Consider the following 17,043-nt stretch of genomic DNA (forward strand, 5'->3'; position numbering starts at 1 on the left):
AGTAGCAGTGGTCGGCTCCAACACAATCCCATACCTAGCCCCGCCCCGGCGGGGCTTTTGTTATCGGCATCAGTCCTCTGAATTGGGTTCAATCATCGCGGGGCCGCAGGGGAAATCCTATTTATTCAGACCGATTGGGGGATGAGGCAAGCTCATCCCCTCGGTAGTACGCTATCCGAAAGGCCGAAAGGTAAGGCGCAGCCAGATCGACCTGCCGATATCGGTATTGCAACCGGACTCGGCAAACCCCGCGGGACCAGACACCGTGCCCCCCCGTGATCGCACCGCCCAGAGCGATACCACCGGCGAAGTTTGTTGCCGAGCAGTTGGAAGCAGTAATCTTATCGGTGATATTCTTGCCAATGACTGCCACTTCCCAGCGATCGTTCGCGTCCTTCAGCGTAAGCCCGGCATCGACCTTGATGAAGGAGCCCTGATAGTTGTCATTGTTCGGACGGCCTACAGCAGGGAAAGTTACAAATTTGGAGGAGTACTGATTGTTATTAGTGAACATCAGCTTCATGCCCGAGCCGATCGGCATCGTGTAGTCGAAGCCAAAGTTCGCCGCCCACTGCGGCGCCCTTACCATTGGTGTATTGGAAAGGTCCTGCGCGGTATAAAAACCGTACTTTCCGTTGACGATCGTGGCGCCCGTCGGTCCAGGCGGCGTTTGGTTGGCATTTACCGCGAAGAACTGATTGCAGCCCGCGGATATAGTCTGGCCAGCTATACAAGGAATGTTATTCAGATCCTTGTAGCGCGCATGGTTCCAGTTAAGCGAGGCATTGAGACTTAGCCCTTCGATCGACCGCGGCCGATAGGAAATATCGAAATCAACGCCATACGTTATGGCCTTACCCGCATTGACAGTGGTGATCACCGGAACGCCGCCAACCGAGTCTGCAATTCCGCCGACCTGTAGGCCTTTATAGGTATAATAGTAGCCCGAAACATTTGTCAGGATGCTATGGTCGGCCAACCGAGCCTTGATGCCAGTCTCACCGCCCTGGACCTGCTCATCGCCAAACGAGTTGTCCTCTCCCTTCACTGCCGGCACTGCGACCTTGAACGACCCAGACTTGTAGCCCTTCTTGTAGGACGCAAACACGGTCAGATCGTCGGTCGGTGTGTAGGTGATAGTCGCTTCAGGCGAGAAATTACTGGAATGGACTCGCGGGTTGGGCAGAAACGGAGTGATGTCCACATTGTTCTGATAATCAAAGACGCGTTCCTCGCGCGTTTCGTCAGTCCAGCGCACACCGCCCGCCAGTTCCAATTGATCGCTCAGTTTGTAGCGAATCTGTCCGAACAACGAGTAGGTCTTGATATCGACCGTGGTCGCGCGGTCGTCATTGAGGATATTCGCGCCCACGATCGCCGGGCTGAGAAACCCGTAAGCAGTGTTGCGGATGAAATGCACCCGGTCGATCAGGCGCCCGTTCTCGTAAAATCCGCCAAGCGTGAGATTTAGCGGCCCCGCGAAGTCGCTGTTGAGCCGAAGCTCCTGCGTAAATTCTCGCCGGCTAAACCGGTTGGTCACGGCAAATGTCGGCGCTGCCGCGGTGGTATGGGTCGGGTTGACCATGCTGCTAGACTTAAGATTGTAGTATGCCGTGGTCGAGGTAAGCGCGAGTTGCGGAGATAGGTCGTAGTTCAGCTCCAGAGTGCCATAGTTTTGTTTGTTCTGGAGGTAGGGCACACCATTGTTAGGAATTCCCGGGAAAAACGACGGGTTGAGATACGGAATCCGTAAATTCCTATCGAGCTTGCAGTTGTCGCCTCCGATGAAAGGGATAGGATCCACGGGTGACAGACCCAAGGCGGGTCCAAAGCCGCCGAACCCGAAGGATTGGCCTGGTCCGTCGGGGCAGTTGGCAAGTTGCGCAACCTCGCCGTCTACGGCGTGATCATAGGCATGGTTGACTTTAAGCCGCGCGGAGAATTCCGAAACGGGTTTCCACAGCAGAGTACCGCGTACGATGAAGTTGCGTGGCCGCGTCTCGCGGGCATAGGGAGCGCTGGCGCCGGTCGAAAGGATCGGGACTGCGACATTGCGGAAATATCCCTGTCCCTCCGAATAAGTGGTGGCGAGACGAAGGCCCAAGGTGTCGGTTACTGGGCCCGAAGCGATCAATTCCCCTCTGCCCTCGCGGCCTTCGATCTCATAGCCGGCGCGAGCGATTAATTCGAGTTTGTCGCCCGGATCAGAGGTGCGTAGCGAGATTACGCCGCCAGGGCTGCTCTTACCGTAAAATAGCGCCTGTGGGCCCTTCAGGACTTCGACTTGCTGGACGTCAAACAACCCGCTGCCGAAAGCAAGGCCCTGGCCGAGCGAGAGCCCATCGATGTTCAGTGAAACGGACTGATCGACGCCTGGATCGTACGATGAGGTGCCTATGCCGCGCAGCGAGACTTGCGGCCCGATCGAAAGCAAGTTGGTGCCTAGTACGAGGCCAGGGACCAGCTTGGGCAAGTCCATGATCTGCGTCGCCTGTACGCTGTCGAGCTTCTGATCTGAAACCGCTGTCACAACTACCGGCACCTTGAGAATGGACTCCTGCCGCTTTCGGGCGGTGACAATGATGTCACCGTTCTCGACGTAGGCACGCGTACCTTCTGTCTGCGGTGTAGCGTCCTGCGCTAGCGCCGGAGCACACCAACCAAGCGCGAGCAGCGAGACTGCGCCTAGCGCTCTGACCATCGCCGCCTGCCGATTGGACGCACTTGTACTGTCGAGTTGAACATGTTGCATACCACCCTCCCAGTTGCGCATCAGCGTGCGTTTTTTGGCGCTTGCACAGTGCCCAGTTACGAACGGAACATCAACAGATTATATATTATCGTGTCCGACGGTCTTAACGAACTCCGAAGCGCCGCTGCAACGATCGGGCTACCTCGGATACGTTGCTCGGAAACTCATTTGCACGCCGTCGGGAAAGGTTTTTCCGCGGTCCACCAACGCACGGGCGCCGAGGGGGCGTGAATTGCAGCGGCAATCGAAATTTGTCGTAGCCATTTGACTTCATGTTGCGCTGGCTGCAGCCGCTATCGCCCCTTGCAGCGCAACTCTCGCAGAGCTTAAATGATGCATTCTGGCTGGAGAGGATGTCCCGTCTGACCGACCGGCGTTTTCGACGTGCACCTCAAGAGTATCCGCAGCGTCCGCACCGGCGCTCCTCAGGGTCGATCAGCGAAGTCCGGCCTTAGAGACTTACGTCGGCCGGACTTCACCTATCCATATCGGCACCGGCCTTCTCGCTAGGGAGGCCCGATCGCACAGCTTTGAATATCCGAGTTACGGCATTCCTCGTCCGGAATGTCGGCGACAGCCGGCCCGTAGCTCTACTTAGGCCCGTATCCTCGAGAAGAATTTGGCCATTCCGCGCGTTAAATGGCCGCAAGTACTGCGCTCCCGGCGTGCTAACAGGAGCGCGAGCCGCCAGCGCTTAGATGATTGAACGGTAGGCAGAGGGGGTAGCCCTGAAGCCGGACGAGTGGACTCCGTGAAGGAGTGTCGCGAAATGACCACAGGGTGCATGAAAACACAGCGTGGTCCCAAATATTGGTTGGAGTTTGTACGGCCGTACAATTAGTCATTCACCCTAGCGCCACTGCAGCGCAAAACCAGATGGGGCCGGGGAGGGGTTTTAACGGCATTGGGTACAGCCAAGCCGCGCATTACGCGACTTCGGCGGAAGATCGCAGAACCAAAAAAATCAGATGGAGGATGATATGAAATCGCTCGCAATTCGGCGTCACGCACACCTTGCCGCCCTTCTCTCCGCAACCGCTCTCGCGCCACTCTGGACGAGCTCCGCACTGGCGCAAGGCGAACCGACGGCCTCGGTCGACAACAACACGATCATCGTTACCGCGCAGCGGCGCGAGCAGGCGCTCGAGGACGTGCCGATGGCGATTTCAGTGGTCACGCAGGATACGATCGCAAATGCTGGTGTCACCTCGCTGCGCGACCTTGGCAACGTCACCTCGGGCCTTCAAATCGGTGCGGGCGGCGCTTTCCCCCAGCCTTCGATACGCGGCGTTACCACGTTGCTCAACGGCACGTTCGAGAACAACGTCGCTGTATACGTCGACGGCGTTTACCAACCCGTCGCGCAGGCGATCAACATCGACCTGCCGAACGTCGAGAACGTCCAGGTGCTCAAGGGCCCGCAGGGCACACTCTATGGCCGCAATGCCACGGGCGGCGCGATCCTGTTGACGACCTTCATCCCCACCGACACTTGGCGTGGCAAGGCCGAGGCGACCTATGCCCGCTTCGACGACAAGCGCATCTCAGGCTATGCGGCCGGTCCGATTTCGGACGCCGTGGGCATCTCTATCGCTGGCTATCTGCGCGACGGCGACGGCTACAACCGCCTGCTCAGCCGCACCGACGGCACCAAGAGCACCGGCGGCGCCACGCCGATCCGCCAGGAAGCGCTGCGCATGAAGGCGCGGGCCGAGCTCGGAAACGTTACCGCCACGCTAGCCTTCAACTATGTCAAGATCGATGACGCGCGCTCTAACGTCTACACGCCGATTGAGAACGTCAACGGCGCGGGTAATTTCGTCTACGCCACGCGCGCCGGCGCTGCCACTCTGCGCCAGTTCCTGAGCACACCGGGCGATCATCTGGGCGTCCAGGCATACGACCTTGGCGACATTATGAAGTCGGTCCAGTACGAAGGCTCCGGCACCCTCGACATCGATACCGGTATCGGAAAGCTGCAGTCGATCACCTCCTACTCAGAGGTGACGACGCACAACGCGTTCGATTTCGACGGGTCTTATATCCCGGCCAACTATTCGAGCAACGTCATCGCCGAGAAAACCTGGCAACAGGCTGTCAACTACAACATCGATGCGATCGAGCACGTCGATCTGACGCTGGGCGGCCTCTACTTCAACGACCACCTCTACTTCCCTGAGCCGGGCAAGCAGTACACTGGCAATCTGGCCGGCACCAGCAACGGCCAAACGCCAGGCACGATTGCCGACTATACGCTACTGTCGACCTCCGCCTTCGACCAGAAGAAGGACGCCTGGGCGCTCTATGCCGACATGACGTTTCACGCGACCGAGAAGCTCTCGATCAATGTCGGTGGTCGTTACAGCTCGGAAAAGCAGAAAGTCTTTGCGCAGATCAGCGGTCCGGCTGCCTTTGCCGCCTTCGGCCTGTTCCGCGATCCGCAGAACGTGCAGGATACCTTCAAGAAGTTCACCCCGCGCGTCTCCATCCGTTATGAGATCGCGCCGCGAACCAACGTCTACGCGACCTATTCCCAGGGCTTCCGCAGCGGCGCGTACAACTCGCAGGCGCCGATCTGCGTGAATGCCAGCTTCACCGGCACAAAATGCACCTATGAGCCCGCCAAGCAAGAAACGATCAATTCCTACGAGGTCGGTTTCAAGACCGCAGGGCGCAACTTCCACTTCGACGCCGCGGGTTTCTACTACGACTACAAGAACCTGCAGGTGGCGAGCACCTTCGCTCAGTCGGGCTTCCCGGTGACGGTAATCCTCAACGCGCCGAAGGCCAAGATCTACGGCGCCGAGGCCAGCTTCGACTGGACGCCGGTCGAGAATTTGACCATCCGCGGTAGCGGCACCTGGCTCCACGCGCGGTATGGCGACAACTTCCTGTTCAGCGGCACGGGCGTGAACCCCGCTCAGACCGGCATCAATCCGAATTCCGATCCGCTGAAGAGCGCCGTCAACTGCTCATTCCCGAACCTGACGGCCACGGCGCAGTGTCCGGTCACAGGCCAGCAGAACCTTTCTGGCCTGATGATGTCGCGGGCACCCAACTTCTCGGGCAACATCGGCATGGACTATCTGGTGCCGATGGGCGAAGGTGGCATCCGGTTCGCCGGCAACGTCAAGTACACGACGAAATATGTGCCGACGAACCCTTCGGTCTGGGGCAACATTGCCGGTGTACCCGCCGATCGCCAGCGCGAGCAGCGCTTCGTCCAAGGAGCCTATGCGCTGGTCAACGTCTCGGTCACTTGGACCGACCCCAGCAATCATTATTACGTTCGCGCCTGGGGCACAAATATCACCAATCACAAGTACCGCCTGCACTACAGCGGCACGGGCACCGGCACCTACTCGCCGATGGCCGAGCCGGCGATTTATGGCGGGACGATCGGATTCAAGTTCTAACCAGAACCCGGGCCGCCCTGCGATCACGGGGCGGCCGACCTAGCGTAAAGTCACCAGACCTTGTCAGAGCAAATGCACCGCTTGGTTGCTTGTGAACGTGCGGCCGCTTTCAAGGAATGGATTTTACCCTCGGAACGACCGTTATGTCGGCGGGAATGGCACATCCTCTTAATGAAATGATCTCCCAAGAGGTACGAAGCTTTGCGGTAGCGCTATCATTCTCAGTTCTTTAAGGATTGCAGCGACTCTCGGGCATGCTGGGACATTGAAGAATGGGGGAGATTTGATGGATCGGCGAGAGCTTCTGAAACAGGCCTGCGCGCTGGGGGTGGCGGCACCGTTCATCATGCCCGGACGGGCACTTGCTGATACCGATGACGCGATGATCCTCGCCTCCGTTCATCCGGAACTGCGCGAAATTGCCAGACGCATTTTACCTTTCGGCAGGGCGCCGCTGAACATTACGACGCTCGCCCAGCAGCGTAAGGGTGCGGAAGCTTATGGTCCCAAGCCATCGGCGGACGTGCCCTACGAACGGCGAGTAATTCCCGGTAGCAAGGGTCAGCCTGACGTCGCGATCTATCTCATCAACGCGGCGGCTGGTGCCGCCCGGCCGGCGATCCTGTTTACCCATGGCGGCGGCTTTGTCACGGGGACCGCGCTAAGCAGCGTCGCCAGCCTGCAGACGCTGTGCAAGGAACTCGAGTGCGTGGCGGTATCGGTCGACTACCGACTGGCTCCGGAAACTACCTTTGCCGGTTCGATCGAGGACAACTATACCGGCCTGAAGTGGCTACACACCAACGCGGCGCAGCTCGGCGTCGATAACCGCCGCATTGCAGTCATGGGCGAGAGTGCTGGAGGCGGTCACGCTGCGCTTCTCGCGATCACCGCGCGGGACCGCGGTGAGGTTCCACTCTGCTTCCAGTGCCTGATCTATCCGATGTTGGACGACCGTACCGGCGTGAGCCGGCAGATGCCGAGTCATGTCGGCAACATCGTCTGGACCGCCGAGAAGAACCGCTTTGGCTGGGAGAGCTTCCTCGGGGTCAAGCCAGGAGGTCGCTCTGTTCCCGGCGGCGTGCCTGCACGCGTTTCGGATCTGGCGGGGCTACCGCCTGCATGGATTGGAGTCGGCTCGATCGACCTGTTCGTGGATGAGGATGTCGATTACGCGCAACGTCTCAACAACGCCGGTGTGCCGACCGAACTCATTTTAGTTCCAGGTGCATTCCATGGCTTCGACAGCCCGTTCTTCCCCGCGAAGATTTCGCGATGGTTCAACTCGGCAAAGCTTGACGCTTTACGTCGCGGTTTTGGCATTCCAGGATAATTTCGAACGAAAGGAGCGTAGCAGGCCGCGGCTGAGTACCCATCAACGGAAGGTAACTATTGGCAATTGCTCAGCGAGCCAGGAACGTCAGATCAGTTGGCGCTTGTCGAACGTAAGCAGGCAGCCAATTCCCACCGCTGGACTCGAGCGGGAGGCCAACTTACCGTTTGGCGCGATGTTTCACCTGCATTCCACCAAGAAGCTCCTTGATCGCATCAAGCCAGAGATTTGCATAGCGGGTGAGAGCGATACCGCGCTGGGCAATTGGTATGCGACCGCTCTGTTTTGGAAACCCCAAGTAGCATTGCTGGTATCGGAGAAGACCTTGCTGCCGGTGTTGATGCCGCTGGCACCGGCCGCCACCTTGGGACGTCGCCTTCCTGGCCAGCTCGGCGCCGTTCTCAAGGAGCATGGCATCCCGGCCGATTTCATCGCGCAGGAACTGTGGCGTATGAATGAGGTTCGTTACGCCAAGACCGCAAACCGGAGCGTGGTCGGCATTCTCAACGAATTTTCCCGCCAAGCCGAATTTTGGCTGGCCGCCTATGCCTACGAGAAGGGTGATGACGACGACTTGCTAGCCATTTCCGCAAAGCTCGCAGAAACGCCGTGTGGGCCACTTTATAGCACCCATCTTTCGCCGGATAAGGCTCTTCAATATTTGGTGAGCAGCGGCGCACAGTGAATGTAGGTCCGTCTGATGGTCGGCACCGGTGTTCATCGAGGATCTTGTCAGGGGCTGCGAGCGTTCTCAAGCGCGAGGCCGCGCGCCGGATGAACGCGTGGCAGCTAACAACGCCTCGATGGGGACCTGGGAACGGCAGCAAAGTCGGCGATTGCGGGCGCGTCCGGCCTGCTCGCTATTTTCTGACCGCGCTTAGGATCGCCTTCAGCGACTGGAATTCCAGGCACGGCAACCTCAACCGATCCGACTTACTCTCCAAAGCGGTACTTCGCACGGAATCCCCACATGCGCGGCTGGTTGAGGTAGACGGATTCCGCGCCGGTCGTCTGGTAGGTGGCGATCGGATAGACGTAACGCTTGATGTTGGTCACGTTGGTCATGAAAAAGGACAGGTCGACCGGCAGGCCTCCAACCGAATCCCAGCTGGCATTGAGATTGAGCATGTCGACCGCCTGCACCTTGAAAGTCGTGGGAGCGAACCGCTGGGTGTGAACCTGGTTGGCATCGGTATGAGTGAAGGTACCGCCCAGCGAGATCTTGCCGATGCTCTCATCGAGCGGCAGCGTGTAGGTTGCAGTCACGGTCACGCGGTTCTTGGGCGACTGGGCGAGGGGCCCGCCAACGTCCGCCGCCGGCTGCAGGTCGCTGAAGAATACCGGCAGCGCCGGCGGCACGATCGAGATCAGCTTGGTATTGAGATAGGCATAGCTGAGGTCGAGCCTCAGTCCCTGGAACGGCCGCGCGGATGCGTCGACCTCGATGCCCCAGATGCGAGACTTGCCGGCGTTGGCGATGATCTGGCTCGGCGCGATCACGGCGGCATAGGCCGGGGCAACCACCGAGTTCACTGCAATCTGCTGGTTGGTGAAATTATTGTAGAACGCGGCTATGTTGAAATAACCCGCCACCGCGCCACCGACGCTTGTCTTGGCGCCGGCCTCGAAAGTATCGACCTTTTCGGGATTGAAGGTCTCGAAGCCGAAATTGTTCGAGATGATGCTGCCCTGGCGATAGCCGCGCGCATATTTCGCGTAGAGTAGCAGATCGTTGCTCGGCTTGTAGTCGACGTCGATCAGCCAGGTCGGGCGATTGGACGAGATCTTGATCCGCTGGACGCACTCGGGTCCGGTGGGTCCCGAAGCCGAAACCGGGATCGGATTGGCGGCCGTGCCAGCGTTGAACAGCAGGATATCCTGGCAGGAGAAAGTCGCGACGCCGGGCCTGACTATCGTCGTGTTGATGTTGCGAGAAAGATCGCTCATCCGGTCCATCGTATAGCGAATACCGCCGGTCAGGCTGAGCTTGTCCGTCAGCTTGTAGGTTGCCTGTCCGTACAAGCCCTTGTTGTTATACGAATCCTTGATGTTGGCGGTTGAGATGTTGTTCAGGCCGAAAGCACCGAGAAAGCTTGACGAGCACTGGTAGGCGCCGGGATTGGTGCATTCGATGAAAATCTCGTTGAAGCCCGAATTGAAATTGAGCGGCTTGCTGACTTCCAGATAGGCACCGACCTGCCAGTTGAGCCGGCCATCGGCCGAATTGCCCTGGAACTGGAGCTCTTCGGTGAAGGTCGACTGGCTGGCATAGTGCCCGCTTGGCCCGGTCTTGATCTGGATTCCCGCAGCATGGCCCGCGGGAAAACCCGGGAACCCGGGGAACAGAACATTGGCCAGGTAACCTGCTGGGTAGATGTAGTTGTCACCGAACAGGCTGTAGGCGGTGTCCTGCTTGAACTCGGCGTAGGAAACGTTGTTTTTGACCGTCAGCGTGTCGCTGGCTTTCCAGGTCGTGGTATTGATGACCTGCCAGGTTTCCTGGATTTCCTTCGGATCGGCGACCGAATTGTCGACATCCCAGAAACCGTCGCCGCGCGCCTGCGCACGCGCGATCTGCGCTGCCGCCAGCGGCGCGAGGAAGCCGCCGAGGCCGGGTGCTATCGGGAAGCCGGGATAGGGGCCAGCGGAGATGATCTTCGAGAGCACGCCGTTCGTATGGGACCTGGAGTAACGGGCGATCGTGTAGGTCTCGAGATCAGGTGTAAGGTCACCGACCATGCTCAGGCGCGCAGAGACGTAATTGGTGTCCGCAAACCGGTCTGGCCCAATCCCGCTCCGGTTGCGCAGGTAGCCATCGGCCTTGTTGCGGTCCACCGCTGCGCGCAAGCGGAAGGTGTCGCTCAGCGGAATATTGAGCACGGCTTCGATCCGCCGCTCGTTGTAGTTACCGAGCGTGCCCTCGACATAACCTTCGAGGCGATCGGTGGGCTTGGTCGGAACCAGAAGAATTGCGCCGCCCGTCGTATTGCGGCCAAACAGCGTGCCTTGCGGTCCTTTGAGCACCTGCACGTTCTGCAGGTCGAAGAACTGGCCGACGCCGGCACCATTGCCTGACGTCGTGCCGGAGTTGGCGCGCGGTGCGACCACATCGGCGAAGTAGACTCCGACCGACGGCGAGGTCCTGCCTTCCTGGATGAAACCACGGATCGAGAAACTGCTACGCTCAGGTCCGAAATTGGAGTTGGTCGCGAGAGAGGGAACATAGCTCCCGAGGTCGCCCGCGTTGACGATGTTTCGATCGGCAATGGCGTCCTGGCTCAGCACGGTGATCGAGATTGGAACATCCTGAAGGCGTTCCTCCTGCCGCCTCGCGGTCACGATAATGTCGGAGCCGTTCGCATCGGCTCCGACCGCCGCACCTTGCGCGAATACCGGAGTGCTCACAACTTGAAGCATGGCCACGCCAAGCAAATAGGCCGATTTCCTCATTGGCTCCCCTCCCATTTCGGTATTCGAGACCGAAGTATTGGGTCGATGGTCGCCGTCTAAGCGGTTCATCGCCCACAATTTAGATAGAGGCTACAACGCGTCGGTGTTCGCGAAAAGGGAAAAGACACAGCAGAGTAACATTCCGAAAGCTAGAAAGTAAACTGACGCAATCATGGGTTCTCTCGTGCGGCCACCAGCCTCAAGGGATGGCGGGTTTTCGGCCAATTGCAGCACCTGTGCCCTGTCCGATTATTTTGCGTCAGTACCCAACTACGCGGCAGGCAACACGGCGTGTTCCGATGTCTGGAGGCGATAGGTTTCGGCGAGCGCCTTGCCCAGCGCTTCCTCGATCGCTTCGAGCTGTGCCTCACCGAGGCTGACCATGAAGGTTGACCATTCTGCTGCCGCACTCACAATTCTGGTGCGACGGGAGACTCAAACCTGAGCATGAATGAATGACCGCTTTGGAGAGGCGTCCAAAGACCGACGGACGTCGGCGCTGCCGGCGATTTCTGCTGACGTTGGATTCGGCGGTTCAACCCTTAGTCCTGCCGACCTGGCAGATCGAAATCGATCGAGGCAATCAGACCTGCGGGTCGGAAATCGAGGTTTAGCGATCCGCGATCGAGGCGCTTCTCCAGCATCTTGAACAGTTTCGAACCAAAGCCGCTACGGGTCGGCATGGCGACTTCGGGTCCTCCGGTTTCGATCCAGACCACTTTGGCGCGCTCATCCTCCACCCGCCAGGAGATCGATGCACGCCCCCCCCTCGCGCGACAGGGCTCCATGCTTCATCGCGTTGGTCGCGAGCTCGTGGAGCGCTAGCGTGAAAGGAAGGACCGCTTTCGTCGGCGTTGGAATTTGAGGTCCCCCATCGATCTGGAGGTCAGCGACGTTAAAGGGCCTCAGCGCCGCGGCAACCAGCTCGGCGAGCGGAACCGGGCCTGCTCCCTCGGTCAGCAGCAGGTCTTGAGCCGCGCTTAGAGTCTGTAGCTGCCGTTGGATGGTTTCTGCCAGCGCCTCGGGCGTTGCGGCACTACGCCGAGCGTGGCCGACGAGACTGCTTACCACGGAGAGCAGATTTTTCACCCTGTGGCGAAACTCCTGCAGGGCAAGCGTGAGCGCTTCCTCGTGGTGCTTGCGCTTTGTTATGTCCGCGAAAGAGATGGCAATCCGTTCCCCGTCGATCGCGACGACCGTCGAGCGGAACCAGCCTTTGAACCTGCCATTTTCGTAGGGAAACTCGAGCGTGGACGTCCCGCCCTCATGCAGTGTCTTTGCATAGCGCGCGAAGGCCTCGTCGAGGGCCCCTCCCGCCGGCGCGATCTCCAGAAGCCTTCGCCCGATCAGCGGTGAGACGACCGCGGCGCGCTGGGCCGCCGGATTGGCATACTCCCATTCGAGATCGACGATTTTACCTTGATCGCTTCGCACGGCGCGCAGGATCGCAAAGCCGTCGGGATTGAGCGCCTGCGACGCCTGAAGCGTCTGTTCGCTCGCCAGGAGGGCGCGCTGCGTCTCTTCCAACGCGGTGACCTCCTGAACGCTGACGACGATCGCCGCGACGCGCCCATCTCTGAAGACTGGCTGTACATTTTCGACCCAGGAACGCGGCGAGCTCGAATTCGCCGGGACGTCGCCGCTGAAGTGGAGGTCAAGGACCGGCTCGCCTGTCTCGAACACCGATCGAAAAGGCCCTTCTGCGGCCTCGGCCACGCCAGGTACGATATCGGCAACGGTGCGGCCGATGTGATCGCTCGCCGGCACGCCGTTCAGTACGGCCAGGGCTTCGTTGCAGAAGAGATAGCGCAAATCCGTGTCCAGCACCGCGAGGCCAACGGGAGCTGCATCGAACAGCTCCCGGAAATCCGCCAAGTCGAGTTCCATCAGGAGCCTCCGCCCTTCACGCGACCTGGCTAGCCGCCCGAGGCAAACCGTCAAGGCTCCTCGGCGCCCGCCCGGCCATCTCGTTGCAGCCAGGGCCGCGCATTTCGAGCGAAGCCCTCATTCGAGCTGGCCATTGCCCGCGAGCAACCTTTCGACCGCGGCGAGATGCTCCTCGTCCTCGCGCATCTGTTGGATGTCCTGGATATTCTGGTGTGTGAGCCCCAGGCTCGCGGCGGGCCCAGCGCCCATGCCATCGAACTTCTTTTCGAGTCCCGCTCGCGTGAGACCCAGTCGGCTGTTCAATTTGCGGCGGTAGTCCTGCCAATATTCACGGTCTCCCATGGCGCCTCTCCTATGCGCATGATCGAACGCGAGGCCAGCGAGCTAGCGGCCGACGGCCGCTTTCGACCTGGCGTCTGCCCCAGAGCCCTCGGCGAAGCACAGGCGGCGCCGTGGACCCGCTTCAAGAATTCATGAGAACTGAGCGTCAAATCTCCTTTCGATTTCGACCGGATCGTCGATTGATGCAAAGAGGATGCGCAATTCGGCGAGCGCCCACGGCGCGAGATCGACTGTGCGAAATCGCTTCCCGGGCCCCGCGCCCAGCCGCACCCACCCTCGAGTAAGGAGATATTCGAGGCACTGCTGCGCGGTGGTTGCGGAAATATTGGGGACGGAAATTAGGTCGCAGACTTCGATGGAGGTCGAGGAAGCCGATCGCTCGACGAGTCTGATCAACAGGATCCAGGCAGGACCGAGTATTCTGTCGTTCTTGAGAAATTTCTCTCTAAGCCGAAGCAGTTCGGCTTGCTGGGCATTCACGCGCGCATCGCTCGGCTCAATCACCGTTGCCACATGTCTCTCCCCGCCCTGATCGAAGCAAACGACTCAATCGGGCTACTAAGAAATACTATTGTTGTTCGCAGTTTACGCAAGGGGATTGGGGCCATGACCAGGATATTTTCATTGGCTCTTCAGCTTGGTGACACAGATCACCAACGCCATTCGATCGTCATAAGCCAGCTTCGATCCCACCCTGGGCGCCGCCAGCCATTCAAGCCTGCTGGCCCCTTGCGCGCCGAACAAGCGCGCGGGGCTTCGAACTGAGAAACTTTATGTTTTTCTCGTGTCGCGTTTCTACAAGAAAATCGGGTTAGCTAACGATAGCAATGACATGCGACCCAAAGGATCCACTTGTGGACCCTTACCTGGATGGCGACTCATAACAGGGTCGCCATTTTTTTGTTTCCCATCGCGCAGCGCCGCGGACTGATGAAGCTCCAAGCGTCTTGACGGGCGAAGCTCCGGTTTTTCTGAGGATTGGCGATTTCGCTTGCACTCGTGCCCCAGCTTAGCCTGCTGCCGCAGCTTCTCGCCTGAGAACATCGGACCCCGCGCGCACAGAGATCAGTAGCGAAACCACAATGAGGATGGCGGCAATTCCGAACGTCGAATGCATGCCCGCCGTGATCGCTTTGGGCGATGCCGTTACCACGTCACGCACCGCCGTTCCCCAGGCAAAAACGGCGCCCATGGCCGATGCCCCCGTGATCAGCCCGAGATTGCGCGACAGGTTTAGCAGCCCCGAGACGACGCCGCGTTCTGCCGCATTGGCGCGTGTCATGATCTTCGTGTTGTTGGCCGCCTGGAACAGCCCGTAGGCGGTCGTCATAACGACAATCGGCACGGCATATCCCGCAATGCCGAAGCTCGCGGGGACCACGGACAAAGCAGTAGCCCCGACAGCAAGAGCAGCGAGACCGGCAAGCGCGGCGCGCTCCGAACCAAAGCGATCGACAATTCGGCCTGCCGGCACCCCGGCAATTGCGGCAGCGAGCGGACCGATAGCGAGGATGAGCCCCGCGGCGGCAGGGCGCAGCGAGATGGCTTTGGTCAAATAGAACGGGCCGACGATCAGTGTCGCCATCATGACCGCCGAGACGAGCACGTTGGCAGCAAGCCCGGCGACCAGCTCTCGGTTACGGAACATGTCTATCCGGACAAGCGGCGAAGTCACTTTGATTTCTACGGCGACAAAGCCGATGCTTGCGGCGAAAGCGACAATGAGGGCTGCAGCATTCAGCAATCCAAATTGCCCGCGGCTCAGCGTCAACGTCAAGGCATAGGCGGTGAGCGCGGTGACCATGAGACCCATGCCCCCGACGTCGAAACGCAGGGCTGTCGCCGCTGTGCGCGGAAGATCTCGCGGCAGGGTGCCTATTGCGATCGCTAAGGCGAGACCAGCAATCGGCACGTTGATCAGGAATATCGCCTTGGCGCCTGCCCATACGATCAGAAGCCCGCCAACTGCCGGTCCCAGCGTCGTGCCGACAGCCGACATGGAGCCGAGAAGACCCATGGCGCTTCCAGTCCGTTCAGGCGGTACCACCGCGCCGACAAAGGCCATCGTCAATGCCATCATGATCGCGGCGCCCGCCCCCTGGGCAACCCGGGCGACGATCAGCAACTCGAGGCTTGGCGATAGGCCGCAGAGCAAAGATGCTCCTGCGAAGATTATCGTACCAATCAGCAACAAGCGGCGCCGACCCAGCACGTCTCCAAGACGACCGACCGCCACGATCAGCGCGGTGACGGTCAACAGATAGCTGAGCACGATCCATTGGGCCGCTTGAAACGATGCTGCGAAAGTCCGCGCAAGATCGGGCAAAGCGATGTTTGCCGTACTGGTCGCAAGCGATGGCATCAGCATCGTCAGTGAGAGCCCGGCCAGTGCCCAAGATGACGATCTCTGAGAGTTGGATTGTGAGGCCTTTTTCATCGTGATTGTCCTTGTCCCGACTGTCAGTTCACAGCACGATGCCACTTTAAGTCGACTTGAGGTCAAGCATGAAACTGATCGAAATTTCGGAGGTCGCCAAGCGCTCGGGTGTCCCGGCCTCGACGCTGCGCTTCTATGAGGAGAAAGGTCTGATTGAATCTCTGGATCGGCGCGGACTCCGGCGCACTTTCGGCCACGATGTATTCGGCCGCCTGTCCTTGATTGCGCTCGGCCGGATGGCCGGTTTTTCGCTCGACCAGATCAGGGCGATGTTCGGCAACGGCCTCGCAGCTCAGATCGACCGCAGTTTACTATCACACAAGGCGAACGAACTGGATCGGACGATCAAGCAGCTTAGCGCGCTCAAGAACGGCCTCGAACATGCCGCGTCATGCCCGGCGCCTAGCCACATGGAATGTCCTTCATTCCGGCGCCTGCTGAAAGTCGCAGCGGCCCGAGGGGGTAAGGTAGTGCCGGCGCGCCTGGATCCTCGGATGAGCAAGTCGGGCCCAACCCTTACTTAGCTCGATGAACCGATGGCTGCTTTTGCGTAACCACGAATGGACATTGAACGGCAACAATGTCGGCGGAAGCATTCGCCCGCCTACGTAGTTCTACGAAATCAGCGTCATCGGAATCTAACCATTATTTCCGATGGCCCGCGGCTAGCACTTCGTGATCGCACACCGATCGCATCAATGCCCAAGGTCCAAGTCCGCCATGCAAGATCTCGTTTTCATTATCGATGCGGACGTGCGGCGCCGTGCGTCGATCTCCTTCTATCTCAATAACCAAGGCATCCGCGCCGAACCATTCGAGACCATCGAAGAGTTCGTGGCGTCCTGGCCCAAATCCGGCCTGGTCCTCATGCACGATGAAGCGAATGCCGTCGCCTCCCTCGCTCGGGAGATCTGCGGCCGCCAGGGCTGGCTTCCGATCGTGGCCTATTCGAGCAGCCCGGAGCCATGCGACATTGTCGAAGCCGTGCTCGAAGGAGCCGTCGGCTTTGCTGTTTGGCCGGGCTGCGGCGAGACCTTGACCCGGGTACTGCAAGGTGCCTGCAATCGCTCGAATGCGCTGGCCGCAGGCGGTTCGCGTCAGGTTCTGGCGGCGGCGCGGATCGAAAAGCTCTCGCGGCGAGAGCGAGAAATCCTCGCCGGCATGGTCGAAGGTCTGAGCAACCGGCTGATCGGCGAGCACCTAGGCATCAGCCCCCGCACGGTCGAATTGCACCGCGCCAATCTCCTCGCGAAAATCGGAGCCAAGCACAGCGCCGAGGCAATTCGCGTCGCTATCGAGGCGTCGCTGCCGGCTTTCAAGCCTGCAATCATCAAAATCGCTCTGGCAGCCTGACGGCGCCATCCGCGAAAAAGCATCCATAAGGCAGCGAGGAGCCTTCAATCGCCTTTGTCGGAAGACAAGCTCG

12 protein-coding genes are annotated in these 17,043 nt (G+C 59.6%); 5 read left to right on the plus strand and 7 right to left on the minus strand.

Annotated features, from left to right (window positions below; all coding sequences use genetic code 11):
* Nucleotides 1–121: 121 nt before the first annotated feature.
* Entirely contained in the window at nt 122–2,752 is a 2,631-nt protein-coding gene (locus KRR38_RS30570; protein WP_217407607.1) for a TonB-dependent receptor, read from the minus strand.
* 980 nt (nt 2,753–3,732) lie between these two features.
* Here KRR38_RS30570 and KRR38_RS30575 point away from each other — a divergent pair.
* The 3 genes from KRR38_RS30575 to KRR38_RS30585 all read left to right on the plus strand — a co-directional run bounded on the left by KRR38_RS30575 (nt 3,733) and on the right by KRR38_RS30585 (nt 8,186).
* A complete protein-coding gene (locus KRR38_RS30575; protein ID WP_217407608.1) occupies nt 3,733–6,168 on the plus strand; it encodes a TonB-dependent receptor in 2,436 nt (811 codons plus the stop codon).
* 286 nt (nt 6,169–6,454) lie between these two features.
* Nucleotides 6,455–7,501, plus strand: coding sequence for an alpha/beta hydrolase (locus tag KRR38_RS30580; protein ID WP_217407609.1), 1,047 nt, complete (start codon nt 6,455–6,457; stop codon nt 7,499–7,501).
* Nucleotides 7,502–7,604: 103 nt separating this feature from the next.
* Nucleotides 7,605–8,186, plus strand: coding sequence for a DUF6933 domain-containing protein (locus tag KRR38_RS30585; protein WP_254515782.1), 582 nt, complete (start codon nt 7,605–7,607; stop codon nt 8,184–8,186).
* Nucleotides 8,187–8,434: 248 nt separating this feature from the next.
* Here KRR38_RS30585 and KRR38_RS30590 read toward each other — a convergent pair whose 3' ends face one another.
* The 6 genes from KRR38_RS30590 to KRR38_RS30615 all read right to left on the minus strand — a co-directional run bounded on the left by KRR38_RS30590 (nt 8,435) and on the right by KRR38_RS30615 (nt 15,617).
* Complete coding sequence (locus KRR38_RS30590; RefSeq protein WP_217407610.1) at nt 8,435–10,951, minus strand: TonB-dependent receptor; 2,517 nt, start codon at nt 10,949–10,951, stop codon at nt 8,435–8,437.
* A 542-nt stretch (nt 10,952–11,493) separates the two neighbouring features.
* Complete coding sequence (locus KRR38_RS30595) at nt 11,494–11,670, minus strand: hypothetical protein (RefSeq protein WP_217407611.1); 177 nt, start codon at nt 11,668–11,670, stop codon at nt 11,494–11,496.
* A 10-nt stretch (nt 11,671–11,680) separates the two neighbouring features.
* Nucleotides 11,681–12,838, minus strand: a complete 1,158-nt coding sequence (locus tag KRR38_RS30600) for a sensor histidine kinase (protein WP_217407612.1) — start codon at nt 12,836–12,838, stop codon at nt 11,681–11,683.
* 117 nt (nt 12,839–12,955) lie between these two features.
* Complete coding sequence (locus tag KRR38_RS30605) at nt 12,956–13,180, minus strand: hypothetical protein (protein WP_217407613.1); 225 nt, start codon at nt 13,178–13,180, stop codon at nt 12,956–12,958.
* A gap of 129 nt (nt 13,181–13,309) precedes the next feature.
* The gene (locus KRR38_RS30610) at nt 13,310–13,693 is read right to left on the minus strand and encodes a hypothetical protein (protein ID WP_217407614.1); all 384 of its coding nucleotides are present in this window, start codon (nt 13,691–13,693) and stop codon (nt 13,310–13,312) included.
* Nucleotides 13,694–14,189: 496 nt separating this feature from the next.
* Nucleotides 14,190–15,617 (minus strand): MFS transporter, encoded by a 1,428-nt coding sequence (locus tag KRR38_RS30615; RefSeq protein ID WP_375293482.1) that lies wholly within the window; start codon nt 15,615–15,617, stop codon nt 14,190–14,192.
* A gap of 68 nt (nt 15,618–15,685) precedes the next feature.
* On the opposite strand from KRR38_RS30615, the gene KRR38_RS30620 reads away from it, so the two are divergent.
* Nucleotides 15,686–16,141, plus strand: a complete 456-nt coding sequence (locus KRR38_RS30620) for a helix-turn-helix domain-containing protein (protein WP_217407616.1) — start codon at nt 15,686–15,688, stop codon at nt 16,139–16,141.
* A 229-nt stretch (nt 16,142–16,370) separates the two neighbouring features.
* Nucleotides 16,371–16,970, plus strand: coding sequence for a LuxR C-terminal-related transcriptional regulator (locus KRR38_RS30625; RefSeq protein WP_309141216.1), 600 nt, complete (start codon nt 16,371–16,373; stop codon nt 16,968–16,970).
* The last annotated feature ends 73 nt before the right edge of the window (nt 16,971–17,043 follow it).

The organism is Novosphingobium sp. G106 (assembly GCF_019075875.1).
Classification (GTDB): domain Bacteria; phylum Pseudomonadota; class Alphaproteobacteria; order Sphingomonadales; family Sphingomonadaceae; genus Novosphingobium.

Coding starts and splice junctions, on each gene's coding strand:
- KRR38_RS30605 (WP_217407613.1), bottom strand. CDS start 13,180: ATGGGAGACCGTGAATATTGGCAGGACTACCGCCGCAAATTGAACAGC.
- KRR38_RS30620 (WP_217407616.1), top strand. CDS start 15,686: ATGAAACTGATCGAAATTTCGGAGGTCGCCAAGCGCTCGGGTGTCCCG.
- KRR38_RS30580 (WP_217407609.1), top strand. CDS start 6,455: ATGGATCGGCGAGAGCTTCTGAAACAGGCCTGCGCGCTGGGGGTGGCG.
- KRR38_RS30600 (WP_217407612.1), bottom strand. CDS start 12,838: ATGGAACTCGACTTGGCGGATTTCCGGGAGCTGTTCGATGCAGCTCCC.
- KRR38_RS30590 (WP_217407610.1), bottom strand. CDS start 10,951: ATGAGGAAATCGGCCTATTTGCTTGGCGTGGCCATGCTTCAAGTTGTG.
- KRR38_RS30575 (WP_217407608.1), top strand. CDS start 3,733: ATGAAATCGCTCGCAATTCGGCGTCACGCACACCTTGCCGCCCTTCTC.
- KRR38_RS30615 (WP_375293482.1), bottom strand. CDS start 15,617: ATGAAAAAGGCCTCACAATCCAACTCTCAGAGATCGTCATCTTGGGCA.
- KRR38_RS30570 (WP_217407607.1), bottom strand. CDS start 2,752: ATGCAACATGTTCAACTCGACAGTACAAGTGCGTCCAATCGGCAGGCG.